We start from the raw sequence: 24,853 nt of genomic DNA, 5'->3' as shown, positions 1-24,853 counted from the left end.
AGGTCAAGCTACTGAGAGAGACTATGGCACAGCCTCACCACATCGCTAGGCGAAACAACACGGGCTTTACACTGCTTGAGTTGCTGGTGGCACTCGCCTTAATGGGCATGCTGGCGGCCTGGGGTTTGCCCAACTTTCAGGCACTAGGCGAGCGTTCGGCAGTCACCAGCGAGGTGAATCGTCTGCAGACAATCCTTACTCTGGCACGCAATACCGCGATTACCCAGCAGAGCGATATAACAGTCTGCCCGGCTAACGAAGGGAAAAACGCCTGCTCAGATGACTGGAACAACCCTGTCATTATTGTCCAAGGAGACAAAACGACGAGCATTAGTGACCAAGATATTGTGCGCGTCTTCGCACCCACTAAAGGCGTTCACGTTACTAAGAATGGTCACTCAAGAATAAAATATAACCCAGTGGGACACGTCGGGGGCTTTAACAGTACCTACACCATTTGCCCTAGCAATGATCAAACAACATCTTCAGGGGCAGAGCTCGTTGTAAGTACCTTAGGACGCGCGAGAGTGGGAGAAGATCCCATTAGCTGTGGCGACTAATGAGATCTTGTAGCAACAGACATATACCTAATTAAGCAATACCATCCAGATAGCGCTCGGCATCCAGCGCGGCCATGCAACCGCTACCCGCTGAGGTAATTGCCTGGCGATAGATATGATCCATCACATCGCCGCAGGCAAACACACCCGGCACGCTGGTCGCCGTTGCGTTACCTTCACTGCCCGATTTTACTTTGATATAGCCGCCGTTCATTTCCAGCTGGCCTTCAAAGATGCCGGTGTTGGGGCTATGGCCGATGGCAATAAACAGCCCCGGCGCATGAATCTCTTTGGTGGAGCCATCTTTGGTAGATTTCACCCGCACGCCGGTCACGCCGGTGTTGTCGCCCAGCACTTCCTCTACTTCGTAGAACCATTCCAGAGCAATTTTGCCCGCCTCGGCTTTCTCGAAGAGTTTGTCTTGCAGAATCTTCTCGGCGCGCAGGGTATCGCGGCGGTGTACCAGCGTCACCTTGGAGGCGATATTGGAAAGGTACAGCGCCTCTTCCACGGCGGTGTTGCCCCCGCCTACAACAATCACTTCCTGGTTACGATAGAAGAAGCCATCGCAAGTGGCGCAGGCAGAAACACCCTGCCCCATAAACTGCTGCTCAGTGGGCAGCCCCAAGTAGCGTGCGCTGGCACCGGTCGCAATGATCAGCGCATCGCAGGTATAAGTACCGCTATCGCCTTTTAAAGTGTACGGCTTTTCACCTAAGCTGACTTCATTGATATGATCAAACAGCACTTCGGTATTAAACCGCTCGGCGTGCTGCTTCATGCGCTCCATCAGCTCGGGGCCTTGGACGCCTTCGGCATCGCCGGGCCAGTTATCCACATCGGTTGTAGTGGTCAATTGGCCACCTGCCTGTATACCGGTAATCAGCAGCGGCTTTAAGTTAGCCCGTGCTGCATACACCGCTGCGGTATACCCTGCAGGGCCGGAACCAAGAATAATCAAACGTTCATGACGCGTTTCCATGACACCACCTTTGTCACAATATTGAGCAGATAACGTTGCAAGAGAGTCTGCCTGAAATGGCGCCAAGTACAAGCTATTACAAGGGTTAGTCTACGCTATTAGGCAAAGATGCCTTGAAACTCTATGGTGAAACACCCATGTGCTATTAATAAGCCATACTATTGATTCGCCATACCAAGAAAAGCAGTGACCGTCGCGTAACGCCAAGCAATCAGAGGAGAATGGAATGAGCAAGATACCCAACACGCTTCATACCTTAACGGCAGGAAGCCAAGAGTATCACTACTACAGCTTGCCCACGGCGGCTGAAACGCTAGGCAACATCGACCGGCTACCCAAGACGCTCAAAATCCTGCTCGAAAACCAGCTGCGCTTCGCTGACGATGAGAGCGTCGACCAGGAAGACATGCAGGCCCTGGTGGATTGGCAGAAAGAGGGCAAATCCAGCCGTGAAATCGGCTACCGCCCCGCCCGCGTGCTGATGCAAGACTTTACCGGCGTACCCGGCGTAGTGGACCTTGCTTCCATGCGGGCCGCCGTAGAAAAGCTCGGTGAAGACCCTGCCCGTATCAACCCGCTCTCCCCGGTTGACCTGGTGATTGACCACTCTGTGATGGTCGATAAATTCGGCAACGCGGCGGCGTTCCAAGAAAACGTCGATATCGAAATGCAGCGCAACGGCGAACGCTACGAGTTCCTGCGCTGGGGCCAAAAAGCCTTTGATAACTTCAGCGTTGTACCGCCCGGCACCGGTATTTGCCACCAGGTGAACCTGGAGTACCTGGGCCGCACGGTATGGACCAAAGAGGAAGATGGCAAAACCTTTGCCTACCCCGACACGCTAGTGGGCACCGACTCCCACACCACCATGATTAACGGTCTCGGCGTACTGGGCTGGGGCGTGGGCGGTATCGAAGCCGAGGCCGCCATGCTGGGTCAGCCGGTTTCCATGCTGATTCCCGAGGTGATTGGCTTCAAGCTGACGGGCAAGCTGCAGGAAGGCATTACCGCCACCGACCTCGTGCTGACCGTCACCGAAATGCTGCGCAAAAAAGGCGTGGTAGGTAAGTTCGTCGAGTTTTACGGCGATGGCCTGAAAGACCTGCCGCTGGCGGACCGCGCCACCATTGCCAACATGGCCCCGGAATACGGCGCCACCTGCGGCTTCTTCCCGGTGGATGACGAAACGCTCAACTACCTGCGCTTAACCGGTCGCGAAGATAGCCAGATCGCGTTGGTTGAGGCTTACAGCAAAGCCCAAGGCCTGTGGCGTGAGCCGGGTGACGAGCCTGTGTTCACTGACACACTCAGCCTGGATATGAATGAGGTAGAAGCAAGCCTTGCAGGCCCCAAACGTCCGCAGGACCGCGTTGCCCTGAAAGATATGGCCAGCGCCTTTAACAAAGTCATGGAAGAGGACGGCAAAGCACGTCCCACCACCGAGAAGGGCAAACTTGCTTCGGAAGGTGGCCAAACAGCGGTGGGTATTGAGCGTAGCTACGAGCACGACTTCAAACACAGTGACAGCCAGTCCGTCACCATGGGCGAGCAGGACTTCAGCCTTGACCCCGGCGCGGTAGTGATCGCCGCCATTACTTCGTGCACCAACACCTCCAACCCAAGCGTAATGATGGCGGCAGGCCTGCTGGCCCGCAACGCCCGCGAAAAAGGCTTGACCACCAAGCCTTGGGTAAAAACATCGTTGGCCCCCGGCTCTAAAGTCGTCACCGACTATCTCGCCGCCGCCAATCTTAACGATGACCTAGACGCCCTAGGCTTCAACCTAGTGGGCTACGGCTGCACTACCTGTATCGGTAACTCTGGGCCGCTGCCGGAAGAGATTGAAAAAGCCATCAACAACGGCGACCTCACCGTGGCCTCGGTGCTCTCTGGCAACCGTAACTTCGAAGGCCGCGTGCATCCGCTGGTGAAAACCAACTGGCTGGCCTCGCCGCCCCTGGTGGTCGCCTATGCATTGGCGGGCAACGTACAGCGCAACCTAACCACCGACCCGCTCGGCCAGGATAGCGACGGCAACCCGGTTTATCTGAAGGATATTTGGCCTTCACAAGCGGATATCGCTAGCGCCGTCGAGAAGGTCAATACCGAGATGTTCCGCAAAGAGTACGGCGCGGTCTTTGAAGGTGACGACACTTGGAAGTCGATCAAAGTGCCGGAAGGCAAAGTATACCAATGGCCGGAATCGACCTATATTCAGCACCCGCCCTTCTTTGAAGGGATGCAGCGGGAGCCGGACGCCATCGAGGACGTGAAGAACGCCCGCGTACTGGCGATGCTGGGTGACTCCGTCACCACCGACCATATCTCGCCTGCTGGCTCTATCAAGCCGGATAGCCCCGCCGGGCGCTACCTGCAAGAGCACGGCGTGAAACCGGTCGACTTCAACTCCTACGGTTCACGTCGGGGTAACCATGAAGTGATGATGCGCGGCACCTTCGCCAACGTGCGCATCAAAAACGAGATGCTCGACGGCGTCGTTGGTGGTGAAACCCGTCACGTGCCAAGCGGCGAGCAGATGGCCATCTACGATGCTGCCATGAAATACAAAGAGGAAGGCACGCCGCTGGTGGTGATTGCGGGTAAAGAGTACGGCACCGGCTCTTCACGGGATTGGGCTGCCAAAGGCACCCGTTTGCTGGGCGTGCGCGCAGTCATTGCCGAATCCTTCGAGCGTATCCACCGCTCTAATCTGATCGGTATGGGCGTGGTGCCGCTCCAGTTCCCGGAAGGCGAAAGCCGTGAAAGCCTGGGGTTAACAGGGGATGAGGAGATCTCGATTGCCGGTTTGAGCGACTTAAGCCCCGGCGGCACCGTTCAAGTCGTGATTAAAAATAGCGACGGGGAACGTACCGTTGATGCCAAGTGCCGAATTGATACCGTCAATGAGCTGGCGTACTACCGCCACGGTGGTATCCTTCACTACGTGCTGCGCAAGATGATCGGCGCAGCCTAGAGGTACGACCTCCCAATGCTTGCATAGCCCCCACCTCGGTGGGGGCTTTTTTTTGCCAGCGCGCCAGTTTAGAAGGCGCGACGACGATAGAAGCGGTACTCCGGCGACCAGCAAGCTTTTTCGATACGCTCGCGCAGCGCTGTACCACTAGTTTTCAACGCAACGCCGTTCTGCTGGGCTTGTGCGGCCACCTCAAAAGCAATCGACTTGCTGATATCACGAATCCGCGACAGCGGCGGCAGCAGCGCGCCTTTGCCCTCTTTGACCAGCGGTGCTTCACGCGCCAACGCCCGCGAGGCGCTCATCAGCATCTCATCGGTAACGCGGTTAGCGTTCGCGGCAATCACGCCCAAACCAATGCCGGGGAAGATATAGGCATTGTTGCACTGGGCAATCGGATAGGTGCGGCCGTTATAGACCACCGGTGCGAACGGGCTACCGGTGGCTACCAGCGCTTGGCCATCGGTCCAACGAATCACATCCTCTGGCACCGCTTCCGCCTGGGAGGTCGGGTTCGAGAGCGGCATAATCACCGGATGTTCGCAGCCTGCGTGCATGGTACGTACCACCTGCTCGGTGAAGATACCGCGCTGGCCACATACGCCAATCAAGATCGTCGGTTTGATTTGGGCAATGGTCTCTTCCAAGCCCTGGCCGTTCCACTCCGCCACTAGCGAAGAGTCATGGGCCAAACGGCGCTGGAAATCCCGCTGCCACGTTTGATCCGTGGTCATCAAACCGTCACGGTCGACGATAAAGATGCGCGCCCGCGCTTCCGCTTCGGTCAGGCCTTCCGCCTCCATGGCGACCACGACCTGCTCGGCGATACCGCAACCGGCAGAGCCACCGCCAACAAACACCACGCGCTGCTGGGCAATGGTTTCTTCGCGGGCTTGGCAGGCCGCCATCAGCGTACCTACCACCACAGAGGCCGTGCCCTGCACGTCATCGTTGAAGCAGCACAGTTCGTTACGGTAGCGCTCCAACAGCGGCACGGCGTTGGCCTGGGCAAAATCTTCAAACTGCAGCAGCACGTTCGGCCAGCGGCGCTTCACGGCAGCAATAAACTCCGCCATAAAGGCATCATACTCTTCCTGGCCTACCCGTTCATGGCGCCAGCCCATGTACATCGGGTCATCCAGCAGCGCTTGGTTATTGGTGCCTACGTCGATCATGATCGGCAGCGTATAGGCTGGGCTAATCCCGCCGCAAGCGGTATAGAGCGCCAGCTTACCGATAGGAATGCCCATGCCGCCGATACCCTGGTCGCCAAGGCCGAGAATCCGCTCGCCATCGGTCACCACGATCACTTTCACGTTATCTTTGGTGGCGCTACGCAGGATATCGTCCATATGCTCGCGGTCCGGGTAGCTGATAAACAGCCCCCGGTGATTGCGGTAGATATTGGAGAACTCCTGGCACGCCTGGCCAACCGTCGGCGTGTAGATAATCGGCAGCATCTCTTCCAGATGCTCAGAGACGAGACGGAAATAGAGCGTTTCGTTGTCATCCTGAATGGCACGAAGGTGAATATGGCGCTCTAAATCGCTATGGCACTGCTGGTACTGGCGGTAAACACGCTCAAGCTGATCATCAATGGTTTCGACTTTTTGCGGCAACAAGCCTATCAGGTTAAATGCTAGCCGCTCCTCCTGAGTAAACGCGCTACCTTTGTTCAATAGCGGCATTTCAAGCAGCGAAGGACCGGCGTAAGGAATGTACAGGGGGCGTTTACTCGTCGTAGACATAGGCACTCTCTTTTTATGTCAATTGCTGTTGCAATGCAGCAACACTGGGCGTTGGCGGCGTTTAGGCGTAATGTAACATGCTAGTACGACAAAGGTGGCAGAGACTTGACGTCCTCCCCGCCTAAAGAGGGTGTCGCGAAAGGGGTAAAGCCGTAACATGAACCTTCTATCTGCCTGAGAGCTTACCGTGTCGACAGCATGCATGCCCACACCCGATGACAGGCAGTTCGCGCTTTTTCAGACATCGCCTGCTTCGCCTCCTCCATCCTCCCGCGTAACGGCTGGCTCGTCAGGGCGGCGTTTTCTACGAGGTGACGCCACGGCGATTTTCCTGGGCATGACACCGCTTGAAGATCATCTGCGGCAGTCAGGGATTCGTGCCCCTTTCGTGGTGGCCGAACTGCTGGATGCCCAGGACTGGACACCCTTTGAGGATCGATATGCCACCACAGGGCGCGCACCCTATGCGCCACGAGCTATGATGGGGTTGATTCTCTACGGGATCATGCAGGGGGTCTCATCGCTGCGCGCGTTGGAGCGGCTGGCACGTGTGGATCTGGGTGCTATGTGGGTGACCGGAGGCATTGCCCCCGATCATGCCAACATCGGACGCTTCATCTGCCTGCATGAACAGGCGCTGTCACAGACATTTTTCGAAGCGCTGACACGCACCGTTCTCGCCAGGACCGGAACATCGACAGCCTGCCTGGCGGGTGACGGAACCGTGATCGAAGCGGCCTGCTCTCACTATCGTCTGCTCAAGGAGGAGGCCGTGCGTGCTCGAGTCAGTCAGGCCCGGATCGGCCATCAGCAGGCTCTTCCGGAGCAACAGGACGAGACTCAGCAGCAGCTGGATAGAGCGCACGCCTGTGAACAGGTGCTTGATGCGAGGATCGCGGCACGACGGCGCCATGGCAAGCGTACCGATACGGTTCGTGTCAGCCTGACGGAGCCAGAGGCCGCCATGCAGCGACAGAAGCGTGGACGCGGTTTTGCGCCGGCTTATACGCCCTCCGTCCTTGCCAATGAGGCACGCATCATCGTGGCACACGCTGTGGATCCCACGAGCGAGACGCGGGTGGTGGGTGAGCTGATCGATCAGAGCGAGCGCGTGGAACCCAAGATCCCACGTGAGCTTCTGCTGGATGCCGGCTATTTTGATGATGGCGTTATTAACGCGACACTGGCGCGTGATGTCAGCCTGCTTTGCCCGCCCAGGCCCAGTACCACTGACAAAGCGAAGGGCCTGTATCATAAAAACCTATTCACTTACGATGCCGAACAGGATGTTTACTACTGTCCAGTGGGGCAGCGGCTTCAGCGCATCAGTCATATAAACGCGTCGGTACGCTCGCGTGAGCAAACGGTGTATGCCTGCAATGCCTGCGAGGACTGTCCGCAACGGATTGCTTGTACCCGTTCGGTCCGGGGGCGCCGAATCAAACATTACCCGGAGGACGAGGCACGCCTGGCATTGCAACAAATCATGACCCACCCGGGAGCCCAAGCGGTCTTCCGGCAGCGAAAGGCCATGGTCGAGCCAGTGTTTTCAGCGCTACGTCAGCAACAGGGACTGTCTCGCTTCCGGCGCCGTGGGCTGGCGGGCGTTAAACGCGAGTTTTCCTTGCATACCCTGGCTTACAACCTGGCTCGCGCTGTAGCGCTGAGCTTTTGTCATCATCTCTGGGATCGGTTGTGGAGATGCCTGGGATTACCTTACCTAGCAACAAAGAAAAAGATCGCGCCTGCCAGGGCGTGCGTGATGATGTCGTCCAGCCATCGACATCGTTCTGTATAGGTTTTGTTTTGAGTCGTTAGGAGATTTGCGACAACCTCTAAAGGACGGGGATTCCAACTTCTTGAGGGCAACGTCCTGCCCCGAGACTGAGGATATTCCGGGCCGCATTCACGTCCCGGTCGTGGAGTACACCACACTCCACGCACTCCCAGCCCCTTACTCGCAACCCGTTGACGCCCTGCGGCCCGCTAAGCGAGCCGCACGACGAACAGGCGCGGGTGGTGTTGGTTTCGCGAACGACCTTGAAGACGATGCCTGCGTGAGCGCATTTATATTCCAGCATCGTTTTCAGTTGTGACCAGCCAGCGTCGTAAACGCTTTTGGCCATCTTGGTCTTCGCGAGCTTGGTTGAGGAAACATCGCCCACGACGATTTCGCCGTACTGGTTGACGAGTTTCCGGGAAAACTTGTGCTGCGCGTCCTGGCGACGGTTCTTGATCTTGGCGTGAATAGCCTTTCCCCGCCGCTTGTTACGGGCACGTTGGGCTGTCGCCAACTGGTCTTCCATGCGGCGGTAGAAGCGGCTGTTTTCCAGCCTTCCTCCATCGCTACAGGTGGCCACATCCTTGAGCCCAAGGTCGATGCCAACGGCGCCCTGCCCAAGCGTCGGTTGAACGTCCACCTCGACCGCAACATTGAAATACCACCGGCCCCGGCTATCTTCGTTGAAACTGCCGGCACGGAACTTGTATGTCGACAGGCCGTAGCTATCCCACACCTTGAAGTAGGTGCCGTTGTGAAATACCTGCCCGTTCTTCCACTTGGCCGCGCCGGTATTGACCGGAATCCAGCCAAGTGAGCGGCGCACACCGCCAGACTTGCGCCAATTCAAGCGGGGCTTTTTGAACTGCTTGCGGCGGGCAACGTATTCAGCAGCAATGCATTGCAGCGTTTGGCTGTGCAGGCCGAGGTCCTTGCCAGCACCCTTGGTGTAGGGGTGCATGTCGTAGGCAGACAGAAACAGACCTTTCTCCCGAATGGCTCGGGAAGACAGTTCGTTGAGGTAGTTCCAAACAAAATTCACGCTGCGGGCCATGCGGTTAAGCTCGGCGGCGTGTTTGTCCTTCACTCGAACCTTGAGGGTCTTGGTCTGCTTCATGGCTTCGAATATACTTGGTCTATGGAAACCAAACAAGCTATCAGAACAGGAAGGCACTGCGTTTTTGAACTCCATGTCCATTTGGTCTTTGTCACCAAGTATCGGGGCAAGGTGTTTACCGGCGCGCATCTCAACTCCCTCGAATTGCTTTTCGACCGAGTGTGTCGGGACTTCGAGGCGGAGCTGCAGGAGTTCAACGGTGAAACCGATCACGTCCATTTGCTTGTCAACTTTCCACCCAAAGTGGCGGTATCCAGGCTGGTGAATAGTTTGAAGGGGGTATCCAGCCGGCGGATGAAGTTACTACACCCTGAACTGGTGCAGCCCGCCTACCGGAAGAACTCGCTGTGGAGTCCAAGCTACTTTGCGGGAAGTGTCGGAGGCGCCCCCCTGAGCATGGTCAAACAGTATATTGAGCAACAATCGAGGCCGGACTAGGGGCGCTCTCGCGCCCCTCGCTATCCATCCTCGCACTAGAAGAAGTACGGGGTTTTTCGCGATGTTCGATAAAAAAACGCCTTGGCGTTAACCAAGGCGCTATAACACAGTTTGATCAATGGAGCGTTTAACAGCTTTTCGCTACCGGCTTGCGCCCTGCTTCGCCATCAAAAAATAGCGGGCGCAGCTTAACGCCTGCCATGTTGCCAGCGAAGGCCGCTGCCATCCACACCCAGCCATGCAGGCTACCGGAAGCAATGCCGCTAAAGTAAGCGCCAATGTTGCAGCCAAAGGCCAAGCGAGCCCCGTAGCCCAGCATAATGCCGCCAATCACCGCCGCCAGCACAGATTTAAGCGGAATACGGAAGTTAGGGGCAAAGCGCCCGGCCAGGTTTGCCGCTGCCAGCGCGCCCAACATAATGCCAACGTTCATCACCGTGGTGATGTCTCCCCATACGCTGGCTTCCAGCGCGGCGGCATTGCCGGGTGCCTGCCAGTAACCCCACTGGCTCACATCGCCACCCACCAGCTCAAAGCTTTTGGCTCCCCACAGTGCAAATGCAGAGGTAATCCCCCAGGGGCGGCCAGCCAGTGCCAGCGTAGCGAAGTTGAGCAATGCCAGGGCTACCGCACCGGCTACCAGCGGCCACGGGCCGGATAACCAGCGCTCGGCTCCAGGCTTATCCACCATCGGGGCTTGCTCTAGATGACCGTGGCGGCGTTTCTCCATAATCACGGTAAAGACCGCAATCGCAGCAAACAGCACTAAGCTAATGCCGATGCCTCCACCCACACCGGCTACATTGACCAGCGATACCGGCTGGAAAGCGGGCAGGCTCTGCCACCAGGCAAAGTGCGCGGTACCAATCACCGACCCCACAATAAAGAACACCAGCGTAATCAGCATGCGTGCATTACCGCCGCCTGCGGTGAACAGGGTGCCAGAAGCACAGCCACCGCCTAGCTGCATGCCTACCCCGAAGATAAACGCGCCCACTAATACAGAAATACCGATGGGAGAAACGAAGCCGCGCACTTCAGTACCAAACAGGCTGCCCGCGCCCAGCGCCGGGAAGAACAGCACCACGGCAATCGCCAGCATGACCATTTGCGCCCGCAGCCCACGCCCACGGCGCTCGGTAATAAACACCCGCCACGCCGCTGTAAAGCCAAACGCCGCGTGGTACAGCACCATACCCAGCAGGCCACCTACGATCATAAGTAAGCCGATATTGGCGCTAAACAGCACGCCAATCACCAAGGCACCCAGCACAATGGCCGCAGTTGCCAATAGAGGCACTCGATAGTTAACCGGTGCCACCGTAGAGGTCGTCGCCATAGTTCACCTTTAAGAAACGCCAAAAGCGCCTGCGAACAGCAGGCGCTTGGCTAAGTTAAACACACGTTCTTTGACAGAGGCTCTTGGGCAATAGCTCTTGGATAAGAGCTCTTATACAGTACTTACAAGCCTAACGTTGGCCGTAGAACGCTGGAAATTCTTTATTTAGCAGTATTTATGCCTTTAAAGAATATTAAACAAAGCGCCCAAGGCCGACGGCAGCGCGTAACCGATCCATGGTAACAGCTGCCTCTTCCCGGGCACGCTCAGCGCCTTTTTGCAGGACTGCTTCAATATGGGCCGGGTCTTCCATCAGCGCGTTATAACGCTCACGAGGGGCGCTTAGGTGGGCGTTGACGTACTCAAATACGCGGTCTTTCGCTTCGCCCCAGCCAATGCCCTCTGCGTACTGCTGGCGCATAGCCAACGCTTCGGCTTCACTCGCGAAGGCTGAGAAAATCTGGAACAGGGTGCAGGTATCCGGGTCTTTCGGCTCGCCGGGTTCCAGCGAGTTGGTTTTGATTTTACGTACCAGCTTCTGCAGCTTTTTCTCGCTCACAAACAGCGGAATCGTATTGTTGTAGCTTTTGGACATCTTGCGTCCATCCAGCCCTTTCAACACTTCCACCTTCTCATCCACGACGGCTTCAGGCTGTACAAAGTACTGGCCTTTAAACAGGTGGTTAAAGCGGCCAGCCATATCTCGCGCCATTTCGATATGCTGAATCTGGTCGCGGCCAACCGGCACTTTATTCGCATTGAACATCAAAATATCGGCGGCCATCAGTACCGGATAGCCGAACAGCCCCATGGTGACGCCTTTATCCGGGTCTTGATTACCGGCCTCTTCATTCTCTGCCACGGCGGCTTTATAAGCGTGGGCACGGTTCATTAGCCCCTTGGCACACACGCAGGAGAGCATCCACATCAGCTCGGGGATCTCGATAATATCCGACTGGCGGTAGAAGATCGCGTTGTCGGTATCTAGGCCAAGCGCCAGCCAAGTCGCGGCGATCTCCAGGCGGGAAGCCTGCACACGCTTAGGGTCCTGGCACTTGATCAGCGCATGATAGTCAGCAAGAAAGAAGAACGGTTGTACGTTCGGATCTTGGCTTGCCTCAATGGCAGGCTTAATGGCGCCAACATAGTTACCAAGGTGCGGCGTTCCAGAAGTGGTAATCCCGGTCAGCACACGGGTTTTAGCTGTCTGACTCATGATGTTCTAGCTCTTGGGCAAATAGGCCTATCATAACGTTTTGCCAGACGGGTGGCGAACAGCTTCAACGCCAATCGCTTAGATACCAGGTCAACTCGCCATCACCAGACGCGGGTGGGGCATTACAACTCCCCCAACTGGCCTGCTCTTCGTCATCCAGTAAATTAAAGGCAGTGCGCAGCGCCGCTTCATCATAATTAAAATCATTGCTTCCGCCGCCGCTAAACTCAATATTCGCCTCAGTGAATTTTAGGTCATTGACATTATAAGGCGCGACTAGCAAAGCGCCGTTTAAGTCTCTTCCTCCGCCGCCCTTTTGTGAATAGTTACCCAACACAATAATCAACCCATCAAAACTGGGATTTCCTCCAGCATTGTAATTACCATCAATCACTAAAATACCGGCACCGGAGATGTTATTTTTGTCGACATCATCTGTAATATAAGTAATTTCCTCTTTGCCATTGCCTTTCTCTCCAAAAGGATCTTTAACCTTAGAGATATCACCCAAGACATTATCTGCATTATCTTTTAACATACGGATAAAAGCATGAAATTTTTCAGCACTTTCACCACGACTAAATACCCCATCAGGAATGCCTCCCTGGATATTATCGTTGGCGGCGTTAGCGCCGGAGAACCTTTCAAGATCGCCTTGGGTCACCGTAATATCAGGAACACTGTCTTTACCATTAAACTCTGCTTGAGAATTTGGAAGAGATAAGTTACCGACAGGGCTTGCGACGGTTAAAGGGGATAAATCATCAAAGCTGCACCACTCGGGGCTTGGCTCGCCACTATTTTCGCCAAACGCATTGGCTAATAGCTCGTCATACACAACTTTAGCGCCACCAACCACCGTTACTTTCCTCGCTTTTACACTACCAAAAAGACTGCCGCCTGAATTAACACTTACCTGCGTAAAAGGGGCGTAGACATTGGCAACCACTCGGTTGCTCGCATTAATATCAATACCTACACTATTGCTCTCATAGCTGGAAAATATTGAAAAAGTCGGTTTACCAGTAGCACTCAATGTATTCGTGGTCGGCATCTTCACGTTGCTATTCAACTTCACCTGCCCCTCCACAAACACCATCAAACTACTATCTGGGTCAATAACTAAGCCAGCTCCACCACCCCCCATAGAGAATTCACCACCTATTACTAGCGCCACGTCGCCGCCTTTGATATGCAGCTTAGAAGTACTAGCCATCTGCAAACTATCAACGTAATAGATAGAGGTATCTTCTCCAAAAACAGCAGCCACTTCCGGCTCGGCCCCATTAATGTGACCGTGATTATCACTACCAACAACTGATACACGACTTGGTGTCATTGTTATATCTACAACACCATTATTAACTACCACATTACCAATGGATCGATGATCATTTTGATAGCGAGCCACCTCCTCTTTCAACGAATTACCAAAAAAATCGAAAGTGTCACAGGGCTGTGGTTCTAAACTCTCAATTTCAGCTATCGCAACAGAAGTATTTGAAAAAAAGTTATCACGATATGCTTGGTCTACATGCCCTTCTGGAGGATTATCTGGAGGATTTCTAGGGCTATAAATTTCACCCTGTGCATATATCCCCTGGCCTACACTCGCACTCCAATTTTTTAAATTAACGTCACCCTTGGACCTCACAACCCCATTAACGCGACCGCTACTAGAAAAAATAACGTTTGCAGCGCTTTCAACATTACCCTCAACTTTTGAGCCACCATTATCTAGTGTGGCATCACCCTCTGAAAAGATACTTCCTTTAACCGTTGCGGAGCCCATATAAACTGCACCTTTACTATAGACATCTCCATGAACAAGGTTATTTTCATTTAAATTCACATCCATATTCGAGTGAATATCACCATAAACCTGAGAAGAACCATTGAGAGCAACCGTTCCAAGTGCAGCTATGCCACCGTGAATTTTTTCACCTCCTCCAATTTCAACATTTGCATTTTCTGACGTTGTGCTAATTAGAGGGACATCACTGGTTGCAAAACTTCCTGGCTGGCCGCTCCATGGACCATCACTAGAGCGATAGCTACTGATCGTAGAGCCACCGGCTACCGAAATGCCCTCGCAACCTACAATCGCGGTCTCGAAAGGTGAGCTTTGTTCAGCGGCACCACTATAACGATAGGAGTAAACCAACGCCGAATCACGTGCGGCACTATTGCGCAGCCCTCGGTCCCAGGAGGTGATCGTGACCGTTTGCTCATCAGTATTCACTTCAAATTGAAGCTGCAAGTTAGCCAGCAGCTCTTCTTTTATACGATTTTGCTCATCTATTTCTAGCTCGTCAAAATTGGCAGGAAGCAGATCTTCAATAAATTGATCCAAGGTACCTGCTTGAAGTAGCTGAGCGATCTCATCACCCGTTAGCTTTCCTTCCGTCTCTTCAAGCAGTTGCGGATTTGCCACTAACTGTCCTAAAAAATCGTTGCGACTTGCAGTATTGACAGGATTAACTAACGACGACAAGGTATTTTCAGAGGTCATTTGCGCTTGAACAGAAGAGCGAAAGTTCCCTGCCAGCCGCTCATCGACAAGGGAGGACTGCATAGTGCTCATACCCACCACCATGGAGGCCGATAACAAGGCCATGACAACAAAGAGTGCCGCGCCTTTTTGCTGCTTTTTCATTGTTACCTCACTCGGGATTGGTGGTTGTTACGATATCTCGTTTGGTGACATGGAATATTAGCGACTCACCACCCTTCATAATCGGAACGCTGATTTCGTAGTGGTGATCTTGTACTGATCTCACCAATGGCTCGTCGCTACACTCCGCATCGCTAATAACGCGGCTTTCTTCAAAATCTTTATAAAAATTTATGACTGGTTGATTATCTTCGTCGGTATCGCTAATTGTGCAAAGACACTGAGCATCCGCTATAGAGCAAGAAAGCGCATAGCGATCAACATCGTCTTCCTTTCGCAGTTCTTCCGCTAAAATCTGCGTTAAAAACACCGCTACTTCTTGCTTCCGGCTTAGCTCATCCACCGCGCTAAACGTCGAAAAGGTAGATAAAAAGAGTTGGCCCGCCCCTAGCGCAATCACCGTACCAATCGCCATCGCCACCATTAACTCAACCAAGCCAGCGCCCAGCTGTTGCTTCACTACTTTCATAGGGCACCTGCCGTGTTCGGGAGGATGAAACTGTAGAGGTACTCCTCCTCGCGGTTGCTAGAGGCGCTATTCAGGGCTATCACAATCGTAAACTCGCACCCTTCGGACATCCTCACACCGCTGTTGTCCCAGTTAGCGCCCCGTAGCGGGTTGGCGTTTGTATCTTCTGACCAGTGCTCTATCCAATCATCTTCAAGGGCACTCACCGCTGACGTCTCTATGGCTTCGCAATTAGAGTCGCTGGCTAATAGATTCCAAATTCTCTCTTGGGCATCGACCGCTGCCACAACAGCAATTGAGCGCTGGTACCCTTCGGTCGCGCTTTGCAGGGCTTTCATCTGCATGGCGGCCACCCCCATCAGGCCAAAGGCAAGCACTACCAGCGCGATCAGCACCTCAATGAGTGAGAACCCTTGCTGATGCTTCATTACCAGCACGCCTCTGGGGCACGTACCCCTTTTGCATTTAAGGTGAGATCTTCATCACAGCCGTCTGAGCGTTGGGTCGTCGCGGTTAATACGTAGCCGCCGTCGCTTTGGCTTCCGGTATCGGTTGAGATGGCGTAATGGCCGCTCGGAGAGTCGGTCATATCCAAATCGCACTCTTCATAGGTGTAGTCACGGGAATAGCAGCGCTCCATTTCTGAAGCCGCTTGCAAGAGTGCCGTTTGGCCATCAGAGCGAACGGAGCGTTCGACGTAGCGTGTGTAGCTGGGGTAGGCGATGCTGGCGATGATCCCAATAATGACCACCGCAATCAGTAACTCGATGAGGGTAAAGCCGCGCTGGTGCTTACTAACGTCACCCGCACGGCGATCAAAAACATAAGACACTAAGCGATGCTCCCATATCAGTTCACTCATACTTTGAGTATGTCGCAAACCGATACCGTTTGCATTACCCGCTTACAATCACTTGCTCCCGCAGCTCTTTCGGCATGGAGAACGTAATATTTTCTTCACGCCCCTGCAGCTCAACAGGTGCCGTAGCCCCTAATGCCTGCAGCTTATCAATCACGCCTTTTACCAGCACCTCGGGGGCACTCGCGCCAGCAGTGACGCCAATGCGTTTTACGCCTTCCAACCACGAAGGCTCGATTTGCTCGGCGTTATCGATCAAGTACGCGGGGGTGCCCATACGCTCAGAAAGCTCACGTAGGCGGTTGGAGTTCGAGCTGTTGGGGCTACCGACCACCAGCACCAAGTCGCTATCTGCTGCCAGTTCACGCACTGCATCCTGGCGGTTTTGGGTGGCGTAGCAAATATCGTCTTTGCGCGGCCCCTGAATCTCAGGGAATTTCTCTCGCAACGCGTCAATCACTTTGGCAGTGTCATCCATGGAGAGCGTGGTCTGGGTCACGAATGCCAGCGCCGTGGGGTCATTGACAACCAGATTGGCAACGTCCTGCTCATCTTCTACCAAATAGATCTTGCCGCCGTGGGAGGTGTCGTAGCGCCCCATGGTGCCTTCTACTTCCGGGTGACCTTCATGGCCAATCAGAATGCACTCTTGCCCACGCTTTGCGTAGCGAAGCACTTCCATATGCACTTTGGTGACCAGCGGGCAGGTGGCATCGAATACTTTCAGGCCACGCTGCTCGGCATCTTGCTGCACCGCGCGGGAAACCCCGTGGGCGGAGAAGATGACAATCACATCGTCGGGCACTTCGTGAAGCTCTTCCACGAAGACCGCGCCACGTTCGCGCAGGGTTTCCACCACAAAGCGGTTGTGCACCACTTCATGGCGAACGTAAATCGGCGGGCCGAAGACATCCAGCGCGCGGTTGACGATATCAATTGCGCGGTCAACACCCGCACAAAACCCGCGCGGGTTGGCTAGCTTGATCTGTACGGGCTGAGATGACTCTGATGACTGCATAAAAGCGCCTTGATGCAACCTGCATCGCTCAGGAAATTAGTGTGTGGTGATCGGCGTTACGTTGAGTACTTCAACCTCAAACGTCAATGTACGCCCTGCCAGCGGATGGTTGAAGTCAACTTCTACGCGGTCACCGTCAATGGTTTTGACCACGCCCGGCAATTCCGTTCCCGCTTTGTCAGCAAACGACATCACCATGCCGATTTCAGGCGCTTCATCACCAAAGTCAGCCCGCTTCAGGGTTTGAATGTTCTGCGGATTGTGCTGGCCAAACGCATGCTCAGGGGTGATATGAAACGTCCCGCTCTGGCCCGCTGCCATGCCTTTAATAGGGTGTTCAAACCCCGGTGGCAGATTGCCGTCGCCATACTGAAACGTGGCTGGGGCCTTCTCTTTGGTGGAATCCACCACCGTGCCATCTTCCAGCTTCAGCGTGAAATGCAGGGTAATTTCCATACCGTCGTCAATTAGGTAATCCATGGTGCCTCACTCATTGGCGTGTTAAGAAGATGGTGGTTGCGCAGCTTTCTTACGCCGCCGCTCACCCATAATCGACTCCCAAATTAAGCCCACGGCCCCCAGGGTAATGCCGATATCCGCCACGTTAAAGGCAGGGTAGTACCAGCCCGCCGCATGGAAAGAGAGAAAATCCACCACATAGCCATGAATCAGGCGGTCGTAGAGGTTACCCAGCGCCCCACCGATAATCAGCGGCAAGGCGATAGCGAGCAGCTTCTCATCCGCACGTACCCGAGATAACCAAACGGTGAGGCCAATGCTGGCGCCAATAGCAATCGCCGCAAAGAACCAGCGCTGCCAGCCAGGGTGCTCGGCTAAAAAGCTAAACGCCGCGCCGGTGTTGTGCAGCAGCGTGAGGTTGAAAAACGGCAAGACTTCAACCGGCTGTGCATAGCTTAAAAAGTGGCTAGCGGCATACTTCGTCGCAAGATCCAACACAATGACCGCCACGGCTAGCCATAGCCAGCGCAGCGGCCGCCGCATGGGCGGCCGCTGGTGTGAATCGTTCACCGGGGAGGCTGTGTTAGGCATAGTGACGAATCTCGCCGCTACCTTCGGGCAGGTTACTTACGCAGCGGCCGCACAGGTCGGGGTGCTCGGCAACGCTGCCCACATCCGCCCGGTGGTGCCAGCAGCGCTCGCACTTGGCATGCCCACTGGCGCTCACCGCAACCTTCAAGCCTTCAAGCTCGGTGCTTTCGGCATTGGCGGCATCCGCCAGCGGCGCTAGGTGCACTTCGCTGGTGAGCATCACGAAGCGCAGCTCGTCACCGAGCTTCGCCAGCGTCGCGTGCAGCTCGTCATTGACGAACAGCGTCACTTCTGCCGCGAGGCTACCCTTGATCACTTTGGCGTTACGGGCGTCTTCCAGGCATTTGTTCACTGAGTGCTTCACTTCCAGCACCTGTTCCCAGAACGCGCGGCCCATCTCGGCGCCCTCATCCAGCGTGGAAAGACCGGTATAGTAGGTCTCCAGCAGCACGCTATCGCCACGCTCGCCGGGGATATGTTCAAAGATCTCCTCGGCGGTGAACGACAGAATTGGTGCCACCCAGCGGCTCAGTGCTTCGACCACGTGATAAAGCGCGGTTTGCGCGCTGCGGCGGGCCAGCGAGTCGGTTTGGGTGGTGTACTGACGATCTTTGATCACGTCCAGGTAGAAGCCGCCCAGCTCCCGCGCGCAGAAGCCGTGTACCTGCTGGTACACATCCAGGAAGCGGTACTCCTCGTAGGCGGTCTCGATGCGGCCTTGAAGCTGTGCGGCACGATCCACGACCCACTGGTCAAGCGCTAGCATATCGCCAAACGCCACTTGGTCCCGCTTAGGATCAAAACCGTTCAGGTTGGAAAGCAGGAAGCGCGCGGTGTTGCGGATACGACGGTACACATCGGCAGTGCGCTTGAGGATCTCATCCGAGACGGCCATTTCGCCGGAGTAGTCGGTAGACGCTACCCACAGGCGCAGGATATCGGCACCCAGCTTATCCATCACGCTCTGCGGCGCAACCACGTTGCCGATGGACTTGGACATCTTGCGGCCCTGGGCATCCACCGTGAAGCCGTGGGTCAGCAGCTGGCGATACGGGGCATGGCCATCAATCGCCGCGCCGGTGAGCAGCGATGAGTGGAACCAACCGCGGTGCTGATCAGAACCTTCCAGGTACAAGTCAGCTCGCGGACCGCTTTCATGGCCGTGGGGGTGCGAGCCGCGCAGCACGTGGCGGTGGGTGGTGCCCGAGTCGAACCACACGTCCAGCGTGTCAGTGACTTTATCGTAATCCGCAGCTTCCGCGCCAAGCAGCTCGGAGGGTTCAAGCTTGAACCATGCCTCAATGCCCTCTTGCTCCACGCGCTTGGCGGCTTCTTCCATCAGCGACACGGTGTTGGGGTGCAGCTCACCGGTTTGCTTATGCAGGAAGAACGGAATCGGCACGCCCCAGTTACGCTGGCGGGAGATGCACCAGTCCGGGCGGTTGGCAATCATGCTGTGCAGACGCGCTTGCCCCCAAGCAGGAGTGAATTCCGTTGCTTCGATGCCGGCCAGCGCGCGCTCGCGCAGGGTTTTGCCATCTTTACCCTGAATATCCATACCGACGAACCACTGGGCCGTGGCGCGGTAGATCACCGGCGTTTTGTGGCGCCAGCAGTGCATGTAGCTGTGCTTAATAGGCGTATGTGCCATCAGCGCGTTTACGTCACGCAGCTTCTCGATGATGTTCGGGTTGGCTTTCCAGATCATCTGGCCGCCGAAGAACGGCAGGTCATCTGCGTAAACGCCGTTGCCCTGCACCGGGTTCAGCATGTCGTCAAAGCTCATGCCGTGCTCGCGGCAGGTAACAAAGTCATCCATACCGTAAGAAGGGGCCGAGTGAACGATACCGGTACTGCCCACCTCAGACTCAACGTAATCCGCCAGATAAACCGGCGAGAGGCGGTCGTAGAACGGGTGGCGGAAATTGATCAGATCCAGGTGTTTGCCCTGAGTCGTCGCTACCACCTCGCCTTGTAAACCAAAGCGCTCTAAGCAGCTCTCGACCAGCTCTTCGGCCAACAGCAGCAGGCGCTCGCCGGTATCCACCAACGCGTAGGTAAAGTCGGGGTGAACGTTCAGCGCCTGGTTGGCAGGAATGGTCCACGGCGTGGTGGTCCAGATCACCACGGCGGCGGGCTTTGACAGCTCGCTTAAGCCAAACGCTGCCGCCAGCTTGTCGGCGTCTTCCACGGGGAAGGCAACGTCGATGGCATCGGATTTTTTATCGGCGTACTCGACTTCCGCCTCGGCCAGCGCCGAGCCACAGTCGAAACACCAGTTAACTGGCTTCAGGCCTTTAAACACGTAGCCCGCCTCGACCATATCCGCCAGCGCGCGGATCTCGCCCGCTTCGTTGGCGTAATCCATGGAGCGATATGGATGATCCCAGTCACCGATGATACCCAGGCGCACAAAGTCCACCAGTTGGGTTTCGATTTGGGCACCGGCGTACTCACGGCACAGCTCACGGGCTTTATCCGCCGGAAGGTGCTTGCCGTGGGTGGTTTCGACCTTGTGCTCAATGGGCAAGCCGTGGCAGTCCCAACCCGGCACGTAGGGCGCATCAAAGCCCGCCAGGTTTTTGGACTTAACGATAATATCTTTAAGAATTTTATTAACGGCGTGACCGATATGGATACTGCCGTTGGCGTAGGGAGGGCCATCGTGCAGTACAAACAGCGGCGCACCCGCACGGGCTTCGCGCAGGCGCTGGTACAGGTTCATATCCTGCCACTGGGAAACACGCCCTGGCTCCTGCTTCGGCAGCATGCCGCGCATGGGAAAGTCGGTTTCTGGCAGGTTTAGCGTGTGCTTATAGTCCATAGTCCGGTCAGCCGTCGTTAGTATCGGCGGCGTCATCCGCCGAAGTGAAATCAGAAGAAGCGGTCTCACGCCCAAGCGGGGCCGAGGCCAGCGGAAGAGAGGTCGTTAGATCAGCGTCGGCGGTCGCAAAGTAGCGGCGCGCCTTGGCCTGGTCCTGGTGAATCTGTGCTTTTAGCGCGTCAAAATCGTCAAACTTCACTTCTCCCCGCAGCCGTGTGCAGGGGTAAACCGTCAGCCGCTGGCCATACAGATCGCCAGAAAAATCCAGCAGGTGCACTTCCAGCGTAGGGCGTTTAGACCCCACCGTAGGCCGAAACCCGACGTTCGCTACGGCGGGGTGGCGCTCGCCATTCGCCAATTCGGCCATCACCGCAAACACCCCCCGTAGCGTCAGCGGCTGGGGCAATAGCGGTAGGTTCGCGGTTGGTACGCCAATGGTGCGACCCAACTGCTGGTCGCGCACCACGCGGCCATGCAGCGAATAAGGCCTGCCCAACAGGCGGGCGGCCACTTCAAAGTTACCGCTGGCCAGCAGCGTACGCACTCGGGTGCTTGATACCCGCTCGTCATCGACTTTGAAGGTGCGAGTATGCTCTACGCCAAAGCCATGAGTGCGCCCCACAGCTTCTAACAAACTGAAGTCGCCACGGCGATCACAGCCAAAGCGGAAGTCGTCGCCCACCACTAGATGCTTCACGCCCAGCCCATCAATCAACACCTGATCGATAAACTCGCGCCCGGTGAGGCTGCGCAAGGCATCGTTGAACGGCAGGCAAAGCACTTGCTCGGCACCGTGGTCGCGCAGCAGGCGCACTTTTTCCCGCAGGCGCGTTAAGCGCGGCGGCGCCTGGTCTCCGGCAAAAAACTCGCGGGGCTGAGGCTCAAACACCACCACGGTCAGCGGTACGTTCAGGCGCGCAGCGTGCTCGCGGCACTGCTGTAGAATCGCCTGATGGCCGCGATGCACGCCATCGAAATTACCAATGGTCGCCACGCAGCCACGATGGGACGCTGTCAGATTGTGCAGACCTCGAATGACGTGCATGGCACCCCTGTTTAAAAGCGTTAGGTTTTAAAAGCGTTGGCCGTTTTCAAAGCGTTTGATTATAACGAACGCGCTGCTCTGGTGCAGAAGAAGATAATAGCGCTCACGCGCCTGCCCCTTTCCTAGCCGTTCATTTTAAAGTGGCGAAGCCGCAGGCCAAGCGCCGTTAACCAGATAAAGTAGAGCCCGCCCCCGAGCACTACTAGCCCGGCCACCCAGCGGACGCGCTGCCATAGCCCAAACTCTAACCACACCTGCCAATCAGGTGAGACTAACATAAGCGCCACGCTCATCAGCACGCTGCCGCCGACTAACTGCACTGCGTAACGCCCCCAACCCGGCTGAAACACCAGCACCTGCTGGCGATAAAGCAGATACCCCAGCAGCCCCGCGTTTAAAAATGCAGAGAGCGCAGTGGCCAACGCCAAGCCCGCGTGGGCCAGCGGCCAAATCAGCAGTAGGTTGAATACCATGTTCGCGACCATGGCGATAATGCCTACCTTCACCGGTGTTTTGGTGTCCTGGCGGGCGAAGAAACCAGGCGCTAGCACTTTGATCAGCATAAAGGCCACCAGCCCGAAGGCATAGGCGCGCAGGCTCATGGCCGCCATCTGAATATCGTTATCGGTCATCGCCCCGTAGTGGAACAGGGTAATCAAAAACGGCTCCGCCAGTACCGCCAGCGCTAGGGCTGCAGGCACGCCCAATAGCAGCACCACACGAATCGCCCAATCCAACATAGCGGAGAAGTGCTCGGTGGACTGCTCCGCATGACGTTTGGAGAGCGCAGGCAAAATAATGGTGCCAATCGCCACACCAAACACGCCAAGCGGCAGCTCTACCAAACGGTCAGAGTAGTAAAGCCATGAGACGCTCCCCGCGGCCAACAGCGATGCCAGCACCGTATCCAGCAGCAGGTTGATCTGCGATACCGAGACCCCAAACAAAGCCGGCACCATCAGCTTTAAAATGCGCTTCACACCATCGTGGGCGAAGTTAGGCCATGGCGTCGGCAGCAGCCCCAAACGCAGCAAAAATGGCACCTGAAAGGCAAGCTGGGCCGCCCCAGCGATCAGCACGCCCCAGGCCAGCGCCATGGCAGGCTCTTCCATTAGCGGCATTAACAACAGCGCCGCGCCGATCAGCGACAAGTTCAGCAGCACCGGGGTAAATGCGGGCACTGCAAAGCGGTTCCAAGTGTTTAGCACACTGCCGGAGAAGGCGGTTAACGAAATCAGCAGCAGGTAGGGAAAGGTGAGCCGCAGCATATCAGCGGTCAGTGCCAGCTTTTCCGGGTCGCGGCCAAAACCAGGGGCAAACAGCCATACCAGCCAGGGTGCGCCCAGCATCGCCAACGCGGTGATTAACGCCAGAAGCGCGGTTAGGCTCCCCGCCACCGCATTCAGCAGCTCACGGATCTCCTGCTTGGTGCGCTGGGTGGAGTACTCCGAGAGCACCGGCACAAATGCTTGGTTAAACGCCCCTTCTGCAAATAAGCGGCGCAGAAAATTGGGGATTTTAAACGCCACAAAAAAGGCATCCGAGCCATTGCCTGCGCCCAAAAACGTTGCCACGACCACATCGCGCACCAACCCCATCACCCGGGAGAGCATGGTCATCGCGCTGACCACCAACCCCGAACGCATTAGCCCGCGGCGTGGTGGCGGCATATTGGCATGCTGTGGTGTATCGGCGCTCATCAGGTTATTCCCTACAGGCTAAATAGAGATGCACATATCGCCCGGTAGGCGACGTTCAGGCACAAAAAAACCGGCCGCAGCCGGTTTTTTTATGGCGCCTGCCGGCTTACGCCGCCAGAGCCTTAATGCGCTTGTTCAAGCGGCTTTTCAGACGTGCAGCTTTCTTCTTAGAAAGAACGTCTTTATCAGCAATACGGTCAACGACCGGCTGCATTGCCTTGAACTCTTCCATCGCTTTGCCATGGTCGCCAGTGTTGATCGCTTTGATCACACGCTTGATGTAGGTGCGGACCATGCTGCGCTGGCTGGCTTTCAGGACGCGACGAGTCTCGGCCTGGCGGGCGCGCTTGCGTGCTTGCTTGCTGTTCGCCACAGGTATCTCCTTGGAGAATAAGGGCTGCCTAAAAACGGCAACGAATTTACTATGTGTTTGTCGGCTGGCATGTGCCGAGTCACGACATTTCCGTAGTGATCTTTCCACAACAACCAGTTGATTTGGCAGCGTTTTCAACGCTTCCAAATAGTGTAACGAGCAGTCTTATTGCTGCCCGCCCACGGGTCTTGTCTGAGAGGATGGCGTAGTCTATCACGCGTAAAGCGGGCTTGCTAGCCGTTGTCAATGCTTTTCGGGCGGAGGCCGCTAGCGTTACTTGTTCATACTCCTCGGACTGCATACTCACTTAATGGCCTTGCTGCAGGTGTTGCACCCGCGCATACAGCTGCTTGGCGTTTTCAACCGCTGTGGCTTCATACGAATCTAGAGTGATAATGCGCTGTCACCCTACCAGCACAGCCAACGTCCCCAGCAGCTAATTAGCCCCATGAAACAACCGCCTATTACCTAGCTATTCGCACCATGCAAGCCCGCTAAGCACGAACTAACCCGCACTTCCGCATGCTAGACTAGCCATAGTTTGAACAGCGCCACCCTTGGAGGCCAAGCATGTCAGCTACTCATCGTCGTAAACTGCCCATCGGGATTCAGACCTTTTCCGATATTCGCGAAGGCGGCTACTACTATGTCGATAAAACACCGTTCATTGAGAAGCTGGCCAACCAA

General features: G+C 55.8%; 21 protein-coding genes. 5 read left to right on the top strand and 16 right to left on the bottom strand.

What is annotated here, in order from left to right; genetic code table 11:
* Positions 1-23 precede the first annotated feature (23 nt).
* Positions 24-560 carry a GspH/FimT family pseudopilin gene (locus tag BIS10_RS05835; protein ID WP_253503349.1) on the top strand — a complete coding sequence of 179 codons (537 nt, stop codon included), beginning with the start codon at positions 24-26 and terminating at the stop codon, positions 558-560.
* Between the two features lie 31 nt (positions 561-591).
* Here BIS10_RS05835 and trxB read toward each other — a convergent pair whose 3' ends face one another.
* Positions 592-1,542: a thioredoxin-disulfide reductase gene (trxB, locus tag BIS10_RS05830; RefSeq protein WP_253503346.1), complete on the bottom strand. Its 951-nt coding sequence runs from the start codon at positions 1,540-1,542 to the stop codon at positions 592-594.
* A 226-nt stretch (positions 1,543-1,768) separates the two neighbouring features.
* Here trxB and acnA point away from each other — a divergent pair, with 226 nt between their 5' ends.
* Positions 1,769-4,516, top strand: a complete 2,748-nt coding sequence (acnA, locus tag BIS10_RS05825) for an aconitate hydratase AcnA (protein ID WP_253503344.1) — start codon at positions 1,769-1,771, stop codon at positions 4,514-4,516.
* 68 nt (positions 4,517-4,584) lie between these two features.
* Here the strand turns inward: acnA and BIS10_RS05820 are convergent, their stop codons facing one another.
* The gene (locus BIS10_RS05820; protein WP_058577287.1) at positions 4,585-6,264 is read right to left on the bottom strand and encodes an NAD-dependent malic enzyme; all 1,680 of its coding nucleotides are present in this window, start codon (positions 6,262-6,264) and stop codon (positions 4,585-4,587) included.
* Between the two features lie 337 nt (positions 6,265-6,601).
* Between BIS10_RS05820 and BIS10_RS05815 the strand changes: the two genes are divergently transcribed.
* Positions 6,602-8,062, top strand: coding sequence for an IS1182 family transposase (locus tag BIS10_RS05815; RefSeq protein ID WP_253503341.1), 1,461 nt, complete (start codon positions 6,602-6,604; stop codon positions 8,060-8,062).
* Between the two features lie 37 nt (positions 8,063-8,099).
* Here the strand turns inward: BIS10_RS05815 and BIS10_RS05810 are convergent, their stop codons facing one another.
* Positions 8,100-9,161 (bottom strand): transposase, encoded by a 1,062-nt coding sequence (locus BIS10_RS05810; RefSeq protein WP_253503338.1) that lies wholly within the window; start codon positions 9,159-9,161, stop codon positions 8,100-8,102.
* Positions 9,162-9,182: 21 nt separating this feature from the next.
* Between BIS10_RS05810 and tnpA the strand changes: the two genes are divergently transcribed.
* The gene (gene tnpA, locus BIS10_RS05805) at positions 9,183-9,599 is read left to right on the top strand and encodes an IS200/IS605 family transposase (protein WP_044630342.1); all 417 of its coding nucleotides are present in this window, start codon (positions 9,183-9,185) and stop codon (positions 9,597-9,599) included.
* Positions 9,600-9,726: 127 nt separating this feature from the next.
* On the opposite strand, the gene BIS10_RS05800 is transcribed toward tnpA, so the two are convergent.
* The 13 genes from BIS10_RS05800 to rpsT form a co-directional block, all read right to left on the bottom strand.
* Positions 9,727-10,938: a YeeE/YedE family protein gene (locus BIS10_RS05800; protein ID WP_253503335.1), complete on the bottom strand. Its 1,212-nt coding sequence runs from the start codon at positions 10,936-10,938 to the stop codon at positions 9,727-9,729.
* Positions 10,939-11,131: 193 nt separating this feature from the next.
* Positions 11,132-12,154, bottom strand: a complete 1,023-nt coding sequence (trpS, locus tag BIS10_RS05795) for a tryptophan--tRNA ligase (RefSeq protein WP_253503332.1) — start codon at positions 12,152-12,154, stop codon at positions 11,132-11,134.
* 64 nt (positions 12,155-12,218) lie between these two features.
* The gene (locus tag BIS10_RS05790; RefSeq protein ID WP_253503329.1) at positions 12,219-14,810 is read right to left on the bottom strand and encodes a hypothetical protein; all 2,592 of its coding nucleotides are present in this window, start codon (positions 14,808-14,810) and stop codon (positions 12,219-12,221) included.
* A 7-nt stretch (positions 14,811-14,817) separates the two neighbouring features.
* Entirely contained in the window at positions 14,818-15,297 is a 480-nt protein-coding gene (locus BIS10_RS05785) for a PilW family protein (RefSeq protein WP_253503327.1), read from the bottom strand.
* Entirely contained in the window at positions 15,294-15,725 is a 432-nt protein-coding gene (locus tag BIS10_RS18880) for a prepilin-type N-terminal cleavage/methylation domain-containing protein (RefSeq protein ID WP_301281977.1), read from the bottom strand. Before BIS10_RS18880 ends, BIS10_RS05785 begins: the two co-directional genes overlap by 4 nt.
* The gene (locus tag BIS10_RS05775; RefSeq protein ID WP_253503323.1) at positions 15,725-16,129 is read right to left on the bottom strand and encodes a type IV pilin protein; all 405 of its coding nucleotides are present in this window, start codon (positions 16,127-16,129) and stop codon (positions 15,725-15,727) included. The genes BIS10_RS18880 and BIS10_RS05775 overlap by 1 nt, the downstream gene beginning before the upstream one ends.
* 64 nt (positions 16,130-16,193) lie before the next feature.
* Positions 16,194-17,174, bottom strand: a complete 981-nt coding sequence (ispH, locus tag BIS10_RS05770) for a 4-hydroxy-3-methylbut-2-enyl diphosphate reductase (RefSeq protein WP_253503320.1) — start codon at positions 17,172-17,174, stop codon at positions 16,194-16,196.
* 36 nt (positions 17,175-17,210) lie between these two features.
* Positions 17,211-17,654 (bottom strand): FKBP-type peptidyl-prolyl cis-trans isomerase, encoded by a 444-nt coding sequence (gene fkpB / locus BIS10_RS05765; protein WP_044630334.1) that lies wholly within the window; start codon positions 17,652-17,654, stop codon positions 17,211-17,213.
* A gap of 21 nt (positions 17,655-17,675) precedes the next feature.
* Positions 17,676-18,224, bottom strand: a complete 549-nt coding sequence (gene lspA, locus BIS10_RS05760) for a signal peptidase II (protein ID WP_253503317.1) — start codon at positions 18,222-18,224, stop codon at positions 17,676-17,678.
* Positions 18,217-21,048 carry an isoleucine--tRNA ligase gene (ileS, locus tag BIS10_RS05755; RefSeq protein ID WP_253503314.1) on the bottom strand — a complete coding sequence of 944 codons (2,832 nt, stop codon included), beginning with the start codon at positions 21,046-21,048 and terminating at the stop codon, positions 18,217-18,219. Before ileS ends, lspA begins: the two co-directional genes overlap by 8 nt.
* A 7-nt stretch (positions 21,049-21,055) precedes the next feature.
* The gene (gene ribF, locus BIS10_RS05750; RefSeq protein WP_253503312.1) at positions 21,056-22,093 is read right to left on the bottom strand and encodes a bifunctional riboflavin kinase/FAD synthetase; all 1,038 of its coding nucleotides are present in this window, start codon (positions 22,091-22,093) and stop codon (positions 21,056-21,058) included.
* A gap of 122 nt (positions 22,094-22,215) precedes the next feature.
* On the bottom strand, positions 22,216-23,793 hold the full coding sequence (murJ, locus tag BIS10_RS05745; RefSeq protein ID WP_253503309.1) for a murein biosynthesis integral membrane protein MurJ: 1,578 nt from the start codon (positions 23,791-23,793) through the stop codon (positions 22,216-22,218).
* 106 nt (positions 23,794-23,899) lie between these two features.
* Positions 23,900-24,166, bottom strand: a complete 267-nt coding sequence (rpsT, locus tag BIS10_RS05740; protein WP_083024671.1) for a 30S ribosomal protein S20 — start codon at positions 24,164-24,166, stop codon at positions 23,900-23,902.
* A gap of 570 nt (positions 24,167-24,736) precedes the next feature.
* Here rpsT and BIS10_RS18875 point away from each other — a divergent pair.
* Positions 24,737-24,853 (top strand): AAA family ATPase (locus tag BIS10_RS18875; protein ID WP_301281978.1); only part of this gene is annotated, 117 nt, incomplete at its 3' end.

The sequence above is a fragment of the Halomonas sp. 707B3 genome, assembly GCF_024158645.1.
GTDB lineage: Bacteria > Pseudomonadota > Gammaproteobacteria > Pseudomonadales > Halomonadaceae > Vreelandella > Vreelandella lionensis.
The sequence above is the reverse complement of the archived record's forward strand: the minus strand, read 5'-3'. Positions and strand labels throughout refer to the sequence as shown.